The sequence below is a fragment of the Halomonas sp. AOP5-B2-8 genome, assembly GCF_052376475.1.
GTDB lineage: Bacteria > Pseudomonadota > Gammaproteobacteria > Pseudomonadales > Halomonadaceae > Vreelandella > Vreelandella casei.
The window spans coordinates 1-16,094 of the sequence record NZ_JBQSVS010000007.1 but is presented as its reverse complement, the minus strand read 5'-3'; the positions used below and the strand labels follow the sequence as shown (position 1 = coordinate 16,094).

The 16,094-nt window shown below is 56.8% G+C and carries 15 protein-coding genes; 4 read left to right on the top strand and 11 right to left on the bottom strand.

The window, feature by feature from the left end:
• Positions 1–112: 112 nt before the first annotated feature.
• The 5 genes from ACT3RP_RS15975 to dksA all read right to left on the bottom strand — a co-directional run bounded on the left by ACT3RP_RS15975 (position 113) and on the right by dksA (position 6,076).
• Positions 113–1,501 carry a sigma-54-dependent transcriptional regulator gene (locus ACT3RP_RS15975; RefSeq protein ID WP_096276200.1) on the bottom strand — a complete coding sequence of 463 codons (1,389 nt, stop codon included), beginning with the start codon at positions 1,499–1,501 and terminating at the stop codon, positions 113–115.
• Positions 1,479–4,427, bottom strand: a complete 2,949-nt coding sequence (locus ACT3RP_RS15970) for an ATP-binding protein (RefSeq protein WP_441685330.1) — start codon at positions 4,425–4,427, stop codon at positions 1,479–1,481. The genes ACT3RP_RS15975 and ACT3RP_RS15970 overlap by 23 nt, the downstream gene beginning before the upstream one ends.
• Positions 4,417–4,593, bottom strand: coding sequence for a hypothetical protein (locus ACT3RP_RS15965; RefSeq protein WP_007111811.1), 177 nt, complete (start codon positions 4,591–4,593; stop codon positions 4,417–4,419). Before ACT3RP_RS15965 ends, ACT3RP_RS15970 begins: the two co-directional genes overlap by 11 nt.
• 42 nt (positions 4,594–4,635) lie before the next feature.
• Positions 4,636–5,529: a tRNA glutamyl-Q(34) synthetase GluQRS gene (gene gluQRS / locus ACT3RP_RS15960; protein ID WP_441685332.1), complete on the bottom strand. Its 894-nt coding sequence runs from the start codon at positions 5,527–5,529 to the stop codon at positions 4,636–4,638.
• 109 nt (positions 5,530–5,638) lie between these two features.
• The gene (gene dksA, locus ACT3RP_RS15955) at positions 5,639–6,076 is read right to left on the bottom strand and encodes an RNA polymerase-binding protein DksA (RefSeq protein WP_007111809.1); all 438 of its coding nucleotides are present in this window, start codon (positions 6,074–6,076) and stop codon (positions 5,639–5,641) included.
• Positions 6,077–6,272: 196 nt separating this feature from the next.
• Here dksA and ACT3RP_RS15950 point away from each other — a divergent pair, with 196 nt between their 5' ends.
• Together ACT3RP_RS15950 and sfsA are read left to right on the top strand one after the other, a co-directional pair.
• Positions 6,273–7,433, top strand: a complete 1,161-nt coding sequence (locus tag ACT3RP_RS15950) for an aminotransferase class I/II-fold pyridoxal phosphate-dependent enzyme (RefSeq protein WP_483394146.1) — start codon at positions 6,273–6,275, stop codon at positions 7,431–7,433.
• Positions 7,430–8,218 (top strand): DNA/RNA nuclease SfsA, encoded by a 789-nt coding sequence (sfsA, locus tag ACT3RP_RS15945; protein WP_483394145.1) that lies wholly within the window; start codon positions 7,430–7,432, stop codon positions 8,216–8,218. The genes ACT3RP_RS15950 and sfsA overlap by 4 nt, the downstream gene beginning before the upstream one ends.
• On the opposite strand, the gene metW is transcribed toward sfsA, so the two are convergent.
• The 5 genes from metW to ACT3RP_RS15920 form a co-directional block, all read right to left on the bottom strand.
• Positions 8,165–8,758: a methionine biosynthesis protein MetW gene (gene metW, locus ACT3RP_RS15940; RefSeq protein WP_441672411.1), complete on the bottom strand. Its 594-nt coding sequence runs from the start codon at positions 8,756–8,758 to the stop codon at positions 8,165–8,167. The genes sfsA and metW overlap by 54 nt on opposite strands.
• Positions 8,758–9,969 carry a homoserine O-succinyltransferase MetX gene (gene metX, locus ACT3RP_RS15935; protein ID WP_096276188.1) on the bottom strand — a complete coding sequence of 404 codons (1,212 nt, stop codon included), beginning with the start codon at positions 9,967–9,969 and terminating at the stop codon, positions 8,758–8,760. Before metX ends, metW begins: the two co-directional genes overlap by 1 nt.
• Positions 9,970–10,053: 84 nt before the next feature.
• Positions 10,054–10,647: a YggT family protein gene (locus tag ACT3RP_RS15930; protein ID WP_096276186.1), complete on the bottom strand. Its 594-nt coding sequence runs from the start codon at positions 10,645–10,647 to the stop codon at positions 10,054–10,056.
• A 38-nt stretch (positions 10,648–10,685) separates the two neighbouring features.
• Complete coding sequence (proC, locus tag ACT3RP_RS15925; RefSeq protein ID WP_483394144.1) at positions 10,686–11,510, bottom strand: pyrroline-5-carboxylate reductase; 825 nt, start codon at positions 11,508–11,510, stop codon at positions 10,686–10,688.
• Positions 11,511–11,585: 75 nt separating this feature from the next.
• A complete protein-coding gene (locus ACT3RP_RS15920; protein ID WP_483394143.1) occupies positions 11,586–12,302 on the bottom strand; it encodes a YggS family pyridoxal phosphate-dependent enzyme in 717 nt (238 codons plus the stop codon).
• A 32-nt stretch (positions 12,303–12,334) separates the two neighbouring features.
• On the opposite strand from ACT3RP_RS15920, the gene ACT3RP_RS15915 reads away from it, so the two are divergent.
• On the top strand, positions 12,335–13,378 hold the full coding sequence (locus tag ACT3RP_RS15915; protein ID WP_483394142.1) for a type IV pilus twitching motility protein PilT: 1,044 nt from the start codon (positions 12,335–12,337) through the stop codon (positions 13,376–13,378).
• A 47-nt stretch (positions 13,379–13,425) separates the two neighbouring features.
• On the opposite strand, the gene ACT3RP_RS15910 is transcribed toward ACT3RP_RS15915, so the two are convergent.
• Entirely contained in the window at positions 13,426–14,568 is a 1,143-nt protein-coding gene (locus ACT3RP_RS15910; protein ID WP_483394141.1) for an anhydro-N-acetylmuramic acid kinase, read from the bottom strand.
• A gap of 129 nt (positions 14,569–14,697) precedes the next feature.
• On the opposite strand from ACT3RP_RS15910, the gene tyrS reads away from it, so the two are divergent.
• Positions 14,698–15,897: a tyrosine--tRNA ligase gene (gene tyrS / locus ACT3RP_RS15905; RefSeq protein WP_444672345.1), complete on the top strand. Its 1,200-nt coding sequence runs from the start codon at positions 14,698–14,700 to the stop codon at positions 15,895–15,897.
• The last annotated feature ends 197 nt before the right edge of the window (positions 15,898–16,094 follow it).

Sequence of the window (16,094 nt, the reverse complement as noted above, 5' to 3'; positions counted from 1 at the left end):
TGTGTGGGAAGGTAACAGTGTTAGCAGCGTATAAAGTTAGATATTTCTTATTTAAATCAGAATATTAGACAATAGTCGTAAGGAGGCTGGCGTCAAGCCAATGCCCAGGTGGTTAGCCTGGGCGACGAGCGGTCTTTTTGCGCGGAATGCCAAGCCTTTGGCGCCGCTCCCAAAGGTTTTTCCGGCTAATGCCAAGTTTTTGCGCCAGCTCGGTTTCGCTCATTTGGTCCTGGTGCTCTAGCACAAAGTGCTGAAAATAGTCCTCTAAAGAGAGATCGTCTTCATTCTCTTCAACGCTTTTATCTACCTCACCGTTGGCCGCTGAGGCAATAGCGGATGGTGCATGGACGCGTGCGGAGGTCGGCGCTAGCCCAAGATCATCAGGATGAATAAGGTGCCCTTCAGCGAGAATAACGCCGCGTTCAAGCGCATTTTCTAGCTCGCGCACGTTGCCGGGCCATGGATAGTCGCGCAGATCTTGTCGGGCAGCGCGGGACAGCCGCAGGCCCGTGCGCTCATGGCGTTTACATGCCTTGTCGAGCAGGATGTCGGCGATTTCGAGGACATCATCTTCTCGCTCGCGCAGCGGCGGCAGCTCTATCTGCATGACATTCAATCGGTAGTAAAGGTCGAGGCGAAACTCGCCGGTTTTCGACAGCTCCCGTAGGTCGCGGTGAGTGGCGGCGATTAAACGGACGTTAACGTGACGGGTTTCCACCGAGCCAATTTTGCGGATTTCACCCTCTTGAAGCACGCGAAGTAAACGTGCCTGGGCGTCTAGCGGCAGCTCACCAATCTCATCCAGAAACAGGGTCCCGCCGTCGGCAGCTTCTACCAGGCCGGTGCGCGCAGCACTGGCGCCGGTAAAGGCACCTTTTTCATGCCCGAATAGCTCAGATTCGATCAGCGTTTCTGGAATCGCTGCACAGTTAACGCTGATCAGCGGCGCTTTGGCACGTTTGCTTTGCTGATGAATGGCCCGCGCTACCAGCTCTTTACCAGTGCCTGACTCGCCTAGAATCAGCACGGTGACATCGGCGGGTGCGGTTTTTCGAATGCGGGTATACACCTGCTGCATGGCAATGCAGTTGCCAATCATGGTTTGTCGACCGCCGCCTGCGTCAGTGATGTCGGGTGGCGGGCTCTGCTGCATCGCCTGCTGGTGGAGGATGCGCTCGACGGTTTCGAGTAGCTCAGCGTGGTCAAATGGCTTAGCGACGTAGTCGATGGCACCCAGTTTCAGCGACTCTACCGCTGAGCGCATGCTTGCGTAACTGGTCATAATCAATACCGGCACAGGCGCCGCTTTGGCAATCAGAGTGATGCCTTGTTCGCCGGGCAGACGCAGGTCGCTGATGATGAGATCGAACCCTGTGAGCTCAAGCTTGCAGGCTTCCTCAGCGCTGCCTGCTTCGCTGACCGTATAGTCGTTGCGTTCTAGCAACCGCTTCAACGCGCTGCGAATAATCGCTTCATCTTCAACAATCAGAATCCTGGGCATGGGCTGGCTGATCATCCTGTTGGTAAAGCGGCAACCATAACGTAATGGCAGTGCCGCGAGGCTGTCCGGGCGGTGGCGAGGCCACGTCTATTTTACCCTGGTGTTCATTGATAATTTGATACGCCAGTGACAGGCCCAAGCCGGTGCCTTCACCTGCTGGCTTGGTGGTCGTAAACGGTTCAAATAAGTGGTCGCGTACCCTGGGGTCGATACCCTGGCCGTTATCGGTTATTCGCCACCAGGCAAGCTGTTGATGGGCGCCTGCATCAATATTGACCTGCCCGCCTTGGTCGCAGGCATCTCGAGCATTGCTGAGCAGGTTGACCATCACCTGCGTCAAGCGCTGCGCATCACCACGGACCACTACGTTCTCGGGCGTATCATTAGACAAGGTGACATCCTCTCCCGAGCGGGCGAGGTGGATCAAGTGCAATGCATCTTCGCTAATCGATGACAGCGTCACCGGTGAAGCGGGGGGCGGTGTTGCTTGGCGCCCGCCGTGGGCAAAGCCAACCAGGGAATTGACGATTTTAGTCACTCGCTGGGTCAGCTGTTGGATTTGGTCCGCCGTTTCCAGCAGCGCCGGGTCGTTGGTGTCGTAGCGAAGATTCTGCGCCAATGATGAAATGCCGGTAATCGGATTGCCGATTTCATGGGCGACGCCGGCGGCTAGCTGGCCGATCGAGGCCAGGCGTGCCGCATGTACCAGCTCATCTTCCAGCCACTTCATTTCAGTATGATCTTCTATCAAAATAACGCTGCCACCACGGCTATCGTGGCCGCTGAGAACGGCTTTATGCAGGGTTAAAAAGTAGTCTTTTTCGTGCAGCGTGACGGCCTGTTTGTAGAGTGGGCCTGGCGTTGCGTCGAGCACGCTGCCCAGCAGGCTTGGCCAGGGGGCTGGGAGACTATCGCGGCGCGAACCTATCACGCTTTCACCGCTAATGCCTGAGAGCTGTGAAAGCGCCTGATTCCACATTAGCAGCTCGTCGTCATCGCCCAGCACACAAAGCCCAACGGGCAAGTAGGCCAACGTTTGACGATGGTGGCGGCGCAGGCCGTCGAGCTCGCGGGCTAGCCCCGTTAGCCGCGAGCGATAAGCCTCCAGGCGGCTTTCGACAAAATGAATGTCGTCGGTTTCTGGGGCGTCGTCATGGCGATAAGGCAGGTAGCGATCAACGATGTCTCGCGCGACTGATGGCCCCATGAGGCCTGAGAGATTCGCTTGAATGCGATCGCGTAAGCGGCGCAGCGCGTAGGGTCGACGCTCTTGAGGCGTAAAGTTGAGTGCCTTTAAAGCACGGGCAACTTCGCGCTGCGCCGCTTCGTCGCCGATCGCCTGCGCCAAATGGGTGGCAAAGTCGTTAGCCGTGGCGGCTTCTAATGGAGAGCGCTTAGAGCGGATAACCGCATCGACCGAACATGCTTCGGCGGCAGAGCGCTCGCCTTCAGAGATACGTGTAAAGAGTGATATGACGATTAGCAGCAGAATATTAACGGCTAAAGAAAGCAGCGTAACGTTATACCACAGCGGCGAATCAGCAGTCGTGAGGGGCGTTGAAGGCAGCGGTGGTAAGGGCAGTGAAAGAATGAGAGGTAGCCAAAGGCCCCAAAGCCATACGCTGACGCCAGCGACCAGCCCTACAATCATGCCTTTACGATTAGCGCCCGGCCAATAAAGTAGTGCCAGCATGCCTGGCAAGCACTGGGCCATGCCCACAAACGCAGCTAACCCCAGTCCAATTAAGCCGTGGTGGCGGCCTATCCACTGATAGAACAGCCAGCCACTGATAATCACCGCGACCACCAGGCCACGCCGCAGCCATAGTAGCCAGCCGTAAAGATCACTGCGTGCTTCAGGGGGTCTTGCCACTAATACAATGTGGTTGAGCACCATGCCGGAGAGCGCCAGCGCGATCATCATCATCGTGCCGGAGGCGGCGGCTAGCCCGCCGATAAATGCAAGCGCGCCGACCCACCAGTGTTCCGTCATCAAATAGGCGGCATAGGCCGTTATGGGGATGTCGGGATTGACCGACTGTGCGGCCCACCAAATTACCGGTACGGGTAGCGCCATGAGCAATAGAAACAGCGGTAACGCCCAGCTGGCTTGTAGCAGGGTGTGCCGCGATAAGCTTTCTGAGAAGCTGATATGGAAAAGATGCGGCATCATAAACGCCGCGGCAAAGAACAGCAGCAGCAGGGTGCGCCACTGCGCAGGATCAAGCTGTGGGGTTTGCTGTTGAAGTATCGCGCCGGGCCCTTCCAGCCACAGCTGCAGATCGCCAGGGCCGTCGAAGACCATCCATAGCGCCACTGCCCCTAACCCCAGCATGGCCAGCAGTTTGACGATGGATTCAAACGCGATGGCGCTGAGCAGGCTATCGTGGCGGTCATGCGCTTGACTATGACGTGCGCCGAAAATTACCGCAAAAGCGGCAATGAGCGCGCAAAAAAGCAGCGCAACGCTACTCCCTGCCTGGCTGGCCGTCATAATATTAATGGCATTGCTCAGCGTTTGTACTTGAATACCCAGCAGCGGCAATACTGCCAGCAGACTGACGACCGTGACCAGCGTGCCCGCCCACCGAGAGCGAAAGCGAAAAGCAAATAGGTCAGCTAGTGACGTTAACTGATAGGTACGCGTAATGCGCTGGATGGGCACCAGCAGCACGGGCGCGAGCAGGAAAGCGCCAGCGGCGCCTAGGTAATAAGCAAGAAAGCCAAACCCCGCGCTGGCCGCCATTTCCAGGCTGCCGTAAATTGCCCAGGCGCTGGCATAAACGCCTAGCGCAAGCGTGTAAACAACGGGATGGCGGGTAATGCGCACCGGCACCCAGCCGCGCTCAACGGCAAAACCGCAGCCGAACAGCAGGGCCAAGTAGCCCAGGCCGAGCGCTAATACTCCGATTAACTCAGCGTTCATCAAGCTTTCTCTTTTGCTCTAGCCAGAGCGTCAAGGCAATTAGCCCGCCCCAAATTGCAAACGGCCGGTACCAGGCGGCCTCTGGATCGCTCCAGCCATTCATCAGCAGCGGAGAGAGTAAATAACCGCCAAACACCAAAAACAGCATGATGCGATAGACGTACATGTCACTCTCCTGTGGGTATTGGAAAAGATAGTCACAAGGGTATTAAGCTGGCGTTCGGCGATGAGCCGTGGGGCGCAGCTGCGCCGGTGACCAGTTTGCTACTGCCCAGTGTAACTGAGTCGACGGTGGTTCATCGCTAAGCGCCTTAGGTGGTGCTTGGTCAAGTGCTTGTAGCGCCTGAAAGAGCTGCAGGCGGACACCGTGGTCATCCGTTGCCAGCGAGGGGGCTAAGTTTTGTTTTGAAAGCTTTTGGCCTTCAGCGGTCACGATTAGCGGCAAGTGCAAATAGCGAGGCCGTGGTAGCTGAAGGGCGATTTGCAGCTGGCATTGCCAAGGAGTGTTATCCAGAAGATCTACTCCCCGTACAATGTCAGTAATTTGTTGCTCGGCGTCATCGACGATAACGGCAAGCTGATACGCCCACAGGCCATCTTTGCGCTTTAATACCACATCGCCTAGCGTGATTGGGTCAAGCTGCTGTTCACCAAATAGCCGGTCATGCCAGCGGATAGGGCGTTCGCCGCGGTCGCTACGCAGCCGCCAGGCCGCTGGCTTGGTGGGGGCGCATACGCCGTTGCGACACCAGCCGGGGTAGATGTCGTGCCCTTGCCACTGCTTGCGAGAACAGCTGCAGGGATAGGCCTGGCCTAGCTTGAGAAGCTGCTCTAGCCCATGTTGATACGCCTCGCCACGGGCGTGCTGCCACATGACCGCTTCATCCCACGCCAGGCCGAACGTTTCTAGTTGGCGCAAAATAGTACTCGCTGCGCCCTGGGGGCAGCGGGGAGGATCGATATCTTCAATGCGCACCAGCCACTGTCCGTGAGCCGCACGGGCGTCTAAGTAGCTGCCTACGGCGGCGACGAGTGATCCAAAGTGCAGCGGGCCTGAAGGCGTTGGGGCAAAGCGGCCACGGTAGCGAGCAGAGGAGGGCATATCAGCATTGTCCTAGGGGGTACAGGCAAGCGCCTCGTCGTTAACAAAAACGGGCACCCGAAGGTGCCCGCGTTCACGTAGAGCATTCTTTAAAACACCGCTCTAGAGATCAGCCGCCGAGCTGCTTCTCTTTGAGTTCCGCCAACGTTTTGCAATCCACGCAAAGCGTGGCAGTGGGGCGGGCTTCAAGACGGCGAATACCAATTTCAACGCCGCAGGCTTCGCAGAAGCCATAATCGTCGTCGTCAATATTATCCAGAGTCTCGTTAATTTTTTTGAGCAACTTACGCTCGCGATCCCGAGTGCGCAGTTCCAGGCTAAAGCCTTCTTCCTGAGTCGCGCGGTCCGCGGGGTCGGCGTAATTGTTAGCATCTTCTTGCAGGTGGCGTACTGTGCGATCCACCTCTTCCATGAGATCCTGTTTCCAATCCAGCAGCAGCTGTCGGAAGTGCGCTAGCTGCTGCTCGTTCATATACTCTTCACCCGGTGCTGGCTCATACGGAGTGAAGGACTTGGACGCTTCCGGTTTCTTTTCTGCTACTGGCATGGGACTGCCCCTTACATATGTGACTACTGATCGACCATGAGCCTATGTCACGATCTCACGCCAAAGGGATGCTTGTTTATCTGAAAAATGGCGACGTTGCAAGCATAATAGTGATTTTGCGACCATGGTCTTGCATAGAATGTGGCGAGTGCCATGTTTTAAGTGACGTTAATAATAGCTTGGTGAAGGAGCCGTTATGGCCTGGAATTCACGTGTCGATCACGTTGCCCCTTTTCGGGTCATGCATTTGCTGGAAATGGCTCAGGCGCGAGAAGCCGCTGGCCACGATGTGATTCATCTGGAAGTTGGCGAGCCGGATTTCGCTACTCCGGAGCCGATTGTGGCCGCCGGGCAGCAAGCGCTTGCCAATGGCCAAACCCGCTACACGCCGGCGGCTGGGCTGCCCGCCCTGCGTCAAGCGATTGCGGAGCATTACGCTGAGCATTTCAATGCCGCGGTTGACCCTGCGCGCATATTGGTAACGCCCGGCGCATCGGGGGCGCTACTGTTAGCCAGTCAGCTATTAGTTGAAACCGGCTCGCGAGTGCTGATGGCCGACCCTAACTATCCCTGTAACCGCCACTTTATGGCGTTAGCGGGCGCTGAGATTGATGCGGTGTCGGTGGGGCGCGAGAGTGGCTGGCAGCTAAACGCCGCGCTGGTTGCCGAGCACTGGCGCAAGGAGACGAGCCTAGCGATGCTGGCCTCGCCTTCTAACCCGACTGGCCACACCCTGAGCGCTGAGCAGCTTTGTGCCGTGCTGGCCGCGGTCGCCGAGCGTGAAGGTGAGGTGATTGTTGATGAAATTTATCAAGGCCTCAACTATGACGATGCGCCGCTGTCGGCGACCTCGCTTTCAGCAAATGCTTTTGTGGTGAACAGCTTCTCAAAATATTTTGGGATGACCGGCTGGCGCTTAGGCTGGCTGGTGGCGCCCGAACATGCCATAGAGCCGCTCACCCGCTTGGCGCAGAATATGTTTCTTGCCGCCTCAACGCCTGCCCAGCATGCGGCGTTGGCAGCTTTTACCCCCGAGTGCCGGGGTATTCTTGAACAACGCCGAGCAACCTTGAAGCAGCGCCGAAAAGTGTTGTTAGAGGGCTTAGCAAGATTGGGGTTGGCGCCGGATCTGCCACCCCAAGGGGCCTTCTATGTATGGCTGGATATTTCCCGCTACAGCCGAGATAGCCAGGCGTTCTGCGAGCGCCTGTTGCAGGAAGAGAATGTGGCCATCACCCCCGGCATTGATTTTGCCGTGCGGGGTGGCGAACACCATGTGCGCATTGCCTTCACTAATGACGTTGCCCGTCTTGAAGAAGCCATAGCGCGCATCGCGCGTTTTGTGAGCCGACTATGACGCTTAACTATCCCGCGCTTGTGCCGGGCATGCTACTCAAGCGCTACAAGCGATTTCTTGCCGATGTTCGTTTAGATGATGGTCGTGAGGTCGTGGCGCACTGCCCTAATACGGGGTCGATGAAAGCGGTGAGCGTGCCGGGCTGCCGCGTGTGGCTTTCACCCAGCGATAACCCTAAGCGTAAGCTTGCCTGGACCTGGGAGTTTATTGAGCTACCGCAAGCCGATGGGCAGGTGGCGCTTGCTTCTGTGCATACCGGCCGTGCTAACCGAATAGTGGAGGTGGCACTAAACGCTGGGGGTTTAGTGCCCTTGGCGGGCTACGCCACGCTGCGTCGTGAGGTGAAAGTGGCCGATGCACGGCTTGATTTTATGCTTGAGGATCCTGAGCGGGGGCGGGTGTATATCGAAGTTAAGCAGGTCACTCTCAAAGAGCCGGACGGCCACGGCTACTTTCCTGACTCGGTGAGCGTGCGCGGCACCAAGCATCTGCATACCTTGCGGGCGATCGCTGAGCAGGGCGAGCGAGCAGTACTGCTATTTTGCGTGGCTCACGAAGGTATTGCTGACGTGGCCGCCGCTGCGCATATTGATGCGACCTATGCAGCGGCACTGGCGCAGGCCTCGGCCAGCGGAGTGGAGGTGCTGGCCTATGGTATTGACGTGGTACGGGAACAGGGTTGCCCCAGCGGGGTGAGGTTAAGCCGTGATCTGCCCGTGCGGATTGAGAGGCTAGCGGCGCCGAACTCGGAAGATGGCAATTTCACCAAACAGATTGGGCCATAGCCGTGATTTCCAGTGCCCCTGATGGTCCCCAACGCCCACGGCGCGATCAACAATGACCAAGCCTTTCTCGCGACATAGGTGCTCAAAGTCATTGAACGTCGAGAGGTGGATGTTGGGCGTGTCGTACCAGGCGTGAGGCAGCGACTTCGATACCGGCATATAGCCGCGCAGGCCTAAATGGATGCGGTGTCGCCAATAAGCAAAGTTGGGAAACGTAATAATCCCTTCTTCGGCGACCCGCAGCATTTCATCCAGCATCTTGTCTGGGCGACGCAGCGCCTGTAGCGCTTGAGTCATGATTACTTGATCGTAGCTGTTATCGCAGAAGCTGCTTAAGCCATCGTCTAGGTTGTGCTCTATGACGCTAACGCCGCGCGCCACGCAGGCGTTGATGCCGTCATGATCAATCTCTAACCCATAGCCGGTGACGCCCTTATTGCGCGCTAGGCTCTCGAGCAAATCGCCGTTGCCACAGGCAAGATCAAGCACGTGTGATCCTTCGGGCACCCAGTCGTAAATCAGTTCAAGATCGGCGCGCATTATGGCGTCTCCTCTTTGCCCAGCACATTGATGCCCAGCTCGTTGAGATGAAGCTCGCCGGCAGCGCGGCTCATGAAGGCGCTTAAAATGGCATCGTAACGTGGCTCTGAGAGTAAGAAAGCATCGTGGCCATGGGGCGAGTCAATATTGGCATAGCTGACTGATTTACCCGCCCGAGTAAGCGCATCCACCAGCTCGCGCGAGCGCGACGGCGGAAAGCGCCAGTCGGTGGTGAAGCTAACAATCAAAAACGGACACTGCACAGGCGCCAAGGCTTTGGCAAAGTCGCCCCCTTGGGTGGCGGCAGGGTCAAAGTAGTCGAGTGCTTTCGTCATCAGCAGATAGGTGTTGGCGTCAAAGGCGGTGGAGAACGTATCGCCTTGATAGCGCAAGTAGGACTCCACCTGGAACTCAACGTCAAAACCGAAGTTGAGATCATCACTACGCAGGTCGCGCCCAAACTTGCTGCCCATGGCGTCTTCTGACAAGTAGGTAATATGGCCCACCATGCGTGCCAGCTTCAGACCACGCTTAGGCACCGTGTCATGCTCAGCGTACCAGCCGTCGAAGAACTCAGGATCAGAGCGAATCGCCTGGCGAGCCACTTCGTTAAAGGCAATATTTTGCGCCGAGAGTCGGGGCGTTGCGGCAATCACCACCGCGTTGGCGACGCGCTCTGGGTAGGTCATGGTCCACTGCATTACCTGCATCCCGCCAAGGCTGCCGCCCACCGCTGCCGCCCAGCGCTCAATGCCCAGATGATCGGCAAGCTGCGCCTGGCTGGCGACCCAATCGCTAACGGTCACCATGGGAAATTCCGGCCCCCACTGGCGGCCGGTTTCGGGGTTGTGGCTCACGGGACCGGTGCTACCATGGCAGCCGCCTAAGTTGTTGAGCGATACAACAAAAAAACGGTTGGTATCGATCGCCTTGCCGGGGCCGATATGGGCATCCCACCAGCCGGGTTTACGATCTTCCTCGCTATGGTAGCCCGCCGCGTGGTGGTGGCCGGAGAGCGCGTGGCAAATCAATACTGCGTTACTGCGCTCAGCGTTCAGCGTGCCGTAGGTTTCGTAAATCAGCTCGTAAGCAGGCAGTACTTTGCCGCAAGCCAGGGCGAGCGGCGTGTCGAAGCGTGCCACGTGCGGAGTAACAAGGCCGACGGAGCCCGTCGGCCGGTCTGCAAACGCAAGCGTATCTGAATCAGGCATTGAAGGCGCGAGTCCTGCTAATTAAGAGTGCGGCTGAATAGACCCTGCTGATCGAATCCATGATGAAAATGGGTTGGGCCGCTATCACAGCCCGACTAGCGCGCCGGAAATGCCGGCAGCACGAATCATCGAACCAACGATCAAGCTATCGATTAGGTTAATGGCAATAAACACGACGATAGGCGAGAGGTCGATCATGCCAAGCGCAGGAACGACTTTGCGCACCGGTGCCATAATCGGTTCTACCAACTGCATTACCAATAGAGCACCCGGGTGGCTGGCATTGGGAGCTACCCAGCTCAAGATAATCATCACAATCATGGCGAAGAAGTAGATTTTTAAAATCGCATTCGCCAAGGCGGCGATACCCGCTATTAATAGCCCTGGAATAGGCGGCATGCCGATACCGATGACCATGAAAATAGCGATGATACTGACTACTTTTAACACGAAGCCAGCGGCGAGCGTTGCAAGATCAAAGCGACCGGCCACGGGGCCTAAAAAGCTCTGAAATAAGCCGACCAGCGGCTGAGTGATCTTAACCACCGACTGACTTAGCGGGTTGTAGTAATCCGCCCGTGACGCCTGCAGCAGAAAGCGCAGCATGAGTAAGAACAGATAAATATTGATCAGTGTGTTGACCAACATTAACCCTGCACTGCCTAATCCGTTGCCCATTATGATGTCTCCTTGGTGATTCGTTGCTGAGCGGTTCTTTAGTCGCCGTTAAGTTCTTTGGCCATAGCCTGAGCGCGATCGGCACAGGCCTGCATAGCATCGGCAATGGTGGTGCGCAATTGTGCCGTTTCCATGTGCGCAATGGCACGCTCGGTGGTGCCACCGGGCGACATGACATTTTGCTTCAACGTCGCCGGGTCTTTGTCACTCTGCTGTGCCATGGTGGCGGCACCCAGCGCTGTTTGAATAGCGAGCCGGCGCGCGGTGGCGGCGGGTAGGCCGAGCTTAACCGCCGCCTCTTCCATGGCCTCGAACATCAAAAAGAAGTAGGCCGGTGCACTGCCCGAAACGGCGGTGACGGCATCCAGCAGCGCTTCTTCTTCAACCCATTCCACAATGCCTACCGCTTCCATAAGCTGAGTAGCCACGTCGCGCTGCGCGTCGCTTACCTTGGCATTGGCATAAAGACCGCTGGCGCCGTAGCCCACCAGCGATGGCGTATTGGGCATGCAGCGTACCATGGCATTGTGATCGCCTAGCCAGCGGTCGATAGTGCCTGCATCAAGGCCGGCTGCAATCGAGATAACGAGCGGCTGCTGACGCTGAACGCTGTCGCGCAAATTTTCGCATACGCTGCGCATAATTTGAGGCTTTACCGCTAATACCACGACGTCTGCATCGGCGACTGCCGCATTGTTATCTGTCGTTGTGTGTATGCCCAGACGCTTTGCCAGCGTTGCCAGCTCTTTTTCATGAGGTGCAGTGGCGGTGATGGTAGAGGGCGCCGCGCCGCTGTCGATTAGTCCGCCGATAATGGCACTCGCCATATTGCCGGCTCCAATAAAGGTAATCTTACTCGCCATTCTAGGTGTCCTTTAATAAACGTTGGCTCAGTGAAAGAGTGGGCTGCAGCAGGCAGCCGGATAGTTGTGGTTCGCCTAAGCCCTCTGGCGGGCGCCAAAAATGGAGGTGCCTAAACGCACCAGCGTAGCGCCCTCCAGTACTGCCGCTTCTAAATCGTCGCTCATGCCCATCGAAAGCGTATCAAGGGGCGTCTCGGGGAGTTGGCTCTGTAGAGCCGTTAACGCCTCACGCAGCGCGGCCAATGGCTGGCGCTGGGCGGCTAGCGTTTCCGCCGGGGCAGGAATCGCCATTAAACCGCGCAGGCGCAGGTTTGGCAGCGTGGCAACGTCGCGCGCTAGCGCTTCCAGTTCTTCCGGCAGTACACCCGCTTTGCTATCTTCGTGGCTAATATTAACCTGTAGGCAAATATTGAGGGGTGCAAGGTGCGCCGGGCGCTGTTCGTTAAGGCGCTGGGCAATTTTTAATCGGTCGACGCTGTGCACCCAGTCAAAATGCTCGGCGACGGCGCGGGTTTTGTTGGATTGCAGTGGCCCAATAAAATGCCATACAAGGCCTTCAAGGTCCGCCAGCTCGGCCTGTTTTTCTAGGGCTTCTTGCAGGTAGTTTTCACCAAATTCACGCTGGCCAAGCTGCCAGACCTGACGAATCATCGCTGCCGGTTTCGTTTTGGTGACGGCCAATAGCGCTGCAGCGTTCGGAGCCCGCTCTGCGTCCTCTAGCGCTTGGCGCAGGCGTTCACACGCTTGTTCATATGAATGGGCGAGCGACTCGTTAAGCGCGATGTCTGACATACTCAAGCACCTTACCGCAGCTGGGAGGAGAGATGGATATTACCGAACTGCTAGCATTCTCGGCAAAGCAGAATGCCTCTGACGTGCATCTTTCGGCAGGTTTGCCGCCCATGATACGTGTTGATGGCGACATTCGTCGGCTCAATGTGCCCGCTATCGATAATAACGGTGTGCGCAAGTTGATTGACGACATCATGAATGATCGCCAGCGGCGCGACTACGCTGAAAGGCTGGAAACTGATTTTTCGTTTGAAATGCCGGGCATCGCACGCTTTCGCGTTAATGCGTTCACTCAAGCCCGCGGCGCGGGAGCCGTGTTTCGTATTATCCCAAGCCAGGTGCTTTCTATGCAGGCTCTGGGGCTGGGTGAGATGTTTGAGCGCTTAGCCATGCTGCCGCGCGGGCTGGTATTAGTCACCGGGCCGACCGGGTCGGGTAAAAGTACGACGCTTGCGGCGATGATTGATCACATTAATGACCATCGATATGGGCACATCCTGACCATTGAAGATCCGGTTGAATTTGAGCATTCAAGCAAGCGCTGTTTGGTTAATCAGCGCGAAGTGCACCGCGATGCGCATAGTTTTGCAGATGCGCTGCGCAGCGCGCTACGCGAGGACCCAGATGTGATCCTGGTCGGTGAGTTGCGCGATTTAGAGACTATTCGCCTAGCGCTGACCGCGGCAGAAACGGGGCATCTGGTGCTGGGTACGCTGCATACTACCTCGGCGGCTAAAGCCGTTGACCGCATTATCGATGTTTTTCCTGGCGACGAAAAAACCATGGTGCGTTCGATGCTTTCTGAATCGCTCCAAGCGGTAGTGTCGCAAACGTTGCTTAAGCATCAGGACGGCGGGCGCGTAGCGGCTCACGAAGTGCTCGTCGCCACGTCGGCAGTGCGCAACTTAATTCGGGAAGACAAAACGGCGCAAATCTATTCGGCTATTCAAACTGGCGGAAGTCTGGGTATGCAAACGCTAGACTTTGCGCTCGCTCAGCTAGTAAAAAAAGGCTTAGTGAGCGCAGAAGAGGCGCAATTGCAGGCCAAAGGAGCGCACGCTCTGCAGGTGTCATAGCGCAACAGTGCGCGCACTTTCGTCACGGTGTTTACGTGTGGCGGGAATCAGCCTGCGTAAATGCCGCCGAGTATCCGTGGGCCTGCCGCACCGGTGACCGATGGCAAGTTGCCCGGCAAATGGTGTAACCGCTGGTGGGCCAGCCAAGCAAAGGCGCCTGCTTCGATCCAATCCTCAGGCCAGCCGTGTGCAGCGGGCGATGTGAACGTTGCCCCCGGTAGGTGATAGGCAAGGCGCTGCATCAAGTAGGTGTTATGAGCGCCGCCGCCAGCGGTGATAAGCGTGAGCGGGCCGTCATGGATTTTTAAGTGGTTAATGCCCTGGACAACGCTAACCGCAGTGAGCTCGGCTAATGTCGCCTGTACATCTTCGGCGGCTTCCTGACCGCTGAGATGTTTTTCTAACCACGCCATATGAAATAGCTCGCGCCCCGTGCTGCGCGGCGGCGGCTGCTGGAAAAAGGGTTCTGAGAGCAGCCGAACCAACAGCGCGTTATCTATTGTTCCACTTGCGGCCCAAGCGCCGTCCTGATCAAAGCGCCCGCCTTGGTGCCGCGCAAACCAGCCGTCCAGCAATGCGTTGGCAGGGCCGGTATCAAAGCCAATCACCGGGTCTGTCGGCTGGCTGGATAGCCACGTTAGATTGGCAAAGCCGCCTAGGTTAAGCACCAGCTGATGTGCGCTGGCTCTGCCAAATAGAGCCTGATGGAAGGCGGGGGCTAGCGGGGCAGCCTGGCCACCGGCGGCTAAGTCGCGGCGCCGAAAGTCAGCAACAACGGTGCAGCCGGTAAGTTCAGCCAGCAGGCTCGGATTATCCATCTGGAGGGTGTACGCCGGGCCGCCGTTGTGACCTAGAGGCGCATGCTCAATGGTTTGGCCGTGGCTGCCAATAGCACTGATCTGCGCATGGCTTATCGAGAGTGGCGCCAACAAACGTTGAACGGCTTGGGCCTGTGACTGGCAGAACGCATGCTCAGCGGCTGCAAGCTGTGCAAAGCTGACCTGCTGGGCATGACAAAGCGAGAGCAGCAGATGATGCAGCGCGTCAGGCATGGGTTCGGCATGCGTTGCCACTAAGTGTGGTGGTGAATCACCTTCGATAGCGATCAGTGCGGCATCAATCCCGTCCAGGCTGGTGCCGGACATCAGGCCAATATAATAAAGCGGCGACGAAGCAGTAGGCGTTTTCATAAGCTAACTCGTGCAAAGCAGGGCGAAGTCTCAGCCAAGGCTCAACCAAGGCGAGCGAGCATGGTAACATCGTCGGCTATTTATCACCTGAGCCCGGCAAGGGCGGTTTTTTTATAGTGGAGAGAGGCAATGAGTGAGGTGGATCAGGCTTTAGCGCTGCTGTCGCGCGGTACGCAAGAAATCCTGGTAGAGGACGAGTTAAAACAGAAGTTAGCCTCAGGCCGCAAGTTGCGTATTAAAGCGGGTTTTGATCCCACGGCCCCTGACCTGCACTTGGGGCACAGCGTTCTGCTGACCAAAATGCGCCAGTTTCAGGACTTAGGACATACGGTCATCTTTCTGATTGGTGACTTCACCGGGCGTATCGGTGATCCCACTGGGAAGAACGTTACCCGTAAGCCGCTTACCGAAGAGGACGTTAAAGCCAACGCTGAAACGTATAAGGCGCAGGTGTTTAAAATCCTTGATCCCGAAAAAACGGAGGTGCGCTTTAACGCCGAGTGGTTTGGCGAGCTGACCGCCGCCAAAATGATTGAGCTTGCCGCTCAGAGCACCGTTGCGCGCATGCTTGAGCGTGATGACTTTGAGAAGCGCTACAAGGCCAATCAGCCGATTGCTATTCACGAGTTCCTTTACCCGTTGGTACAGGGCTATGACTCAGTGGCGCTTGAGGCCGATATTGAGCTTGGCGGTACCGATCAGAAGTTTAACCTGCTGATGGGTCGTGAGATACAAAAGCATTTCGGCCAGGAGCCTCAGGTGGTCATCACCATGCCGCTGCTTGAGGGTTTAGACGGCGTGCAGAAGATGTCGAAGTCGCTGGGCAACTACATTGGTGTCGATGAAGCGCCTGGTTCTATGTTCAATAAGCTGGTTTCCATGCCAGATAGTTTGATCTGGCGCTACTTTGAACTTCTTTCGTTAAAATCTAACCAAGAAATTCAGGCGCTGAAAGACGCCGTTGAGCAGGGCGCCAACCCCCGTGATGTGAAAATGGAGCTGGCGCGTGAGTTAATTGCCCGCTATCACGGTGAGGAAGCTGCGGCCAATGCTCACAAATCAGCGGGTAATCAGTTGGCGGATGGTGAGCTGCCAGACGATCTGCCAGAAGTGACGGTGGATTTTGAAGGCAATGAGCATGCACCAATAGGCGCGATCCTAAACAGAGCAGGGCTGGCCAATAACAGCGCCCAGGCTAAAGATATGCTGGGTAACGGGCGCGTTAAAGTCGATGGCAACGTCGTTGCTAAAGACGCAATGCTGGCCACGGGAAGCAGCTATGTGATCCAGGCGGGCAAGAAGCGTTACGCCCGTGTGACGCTTGTGTGAACTTTTTGTGCTTATTTTCACCAGAGCCCTTGCCAAGGCGTTAGCGAGTCCGTAAAGTACGCATCCGCTGCCGGGGACGCCTAGCGTTACCAGCGGTGGATGAAGGTGAAAACCTTCGGTTTGTCAGCAGGTTAGCGTTTTCAGGTCATCGAAAAATGTTTTCCGAATCGGCCCCAGAAATTGCCGATTGACAAACG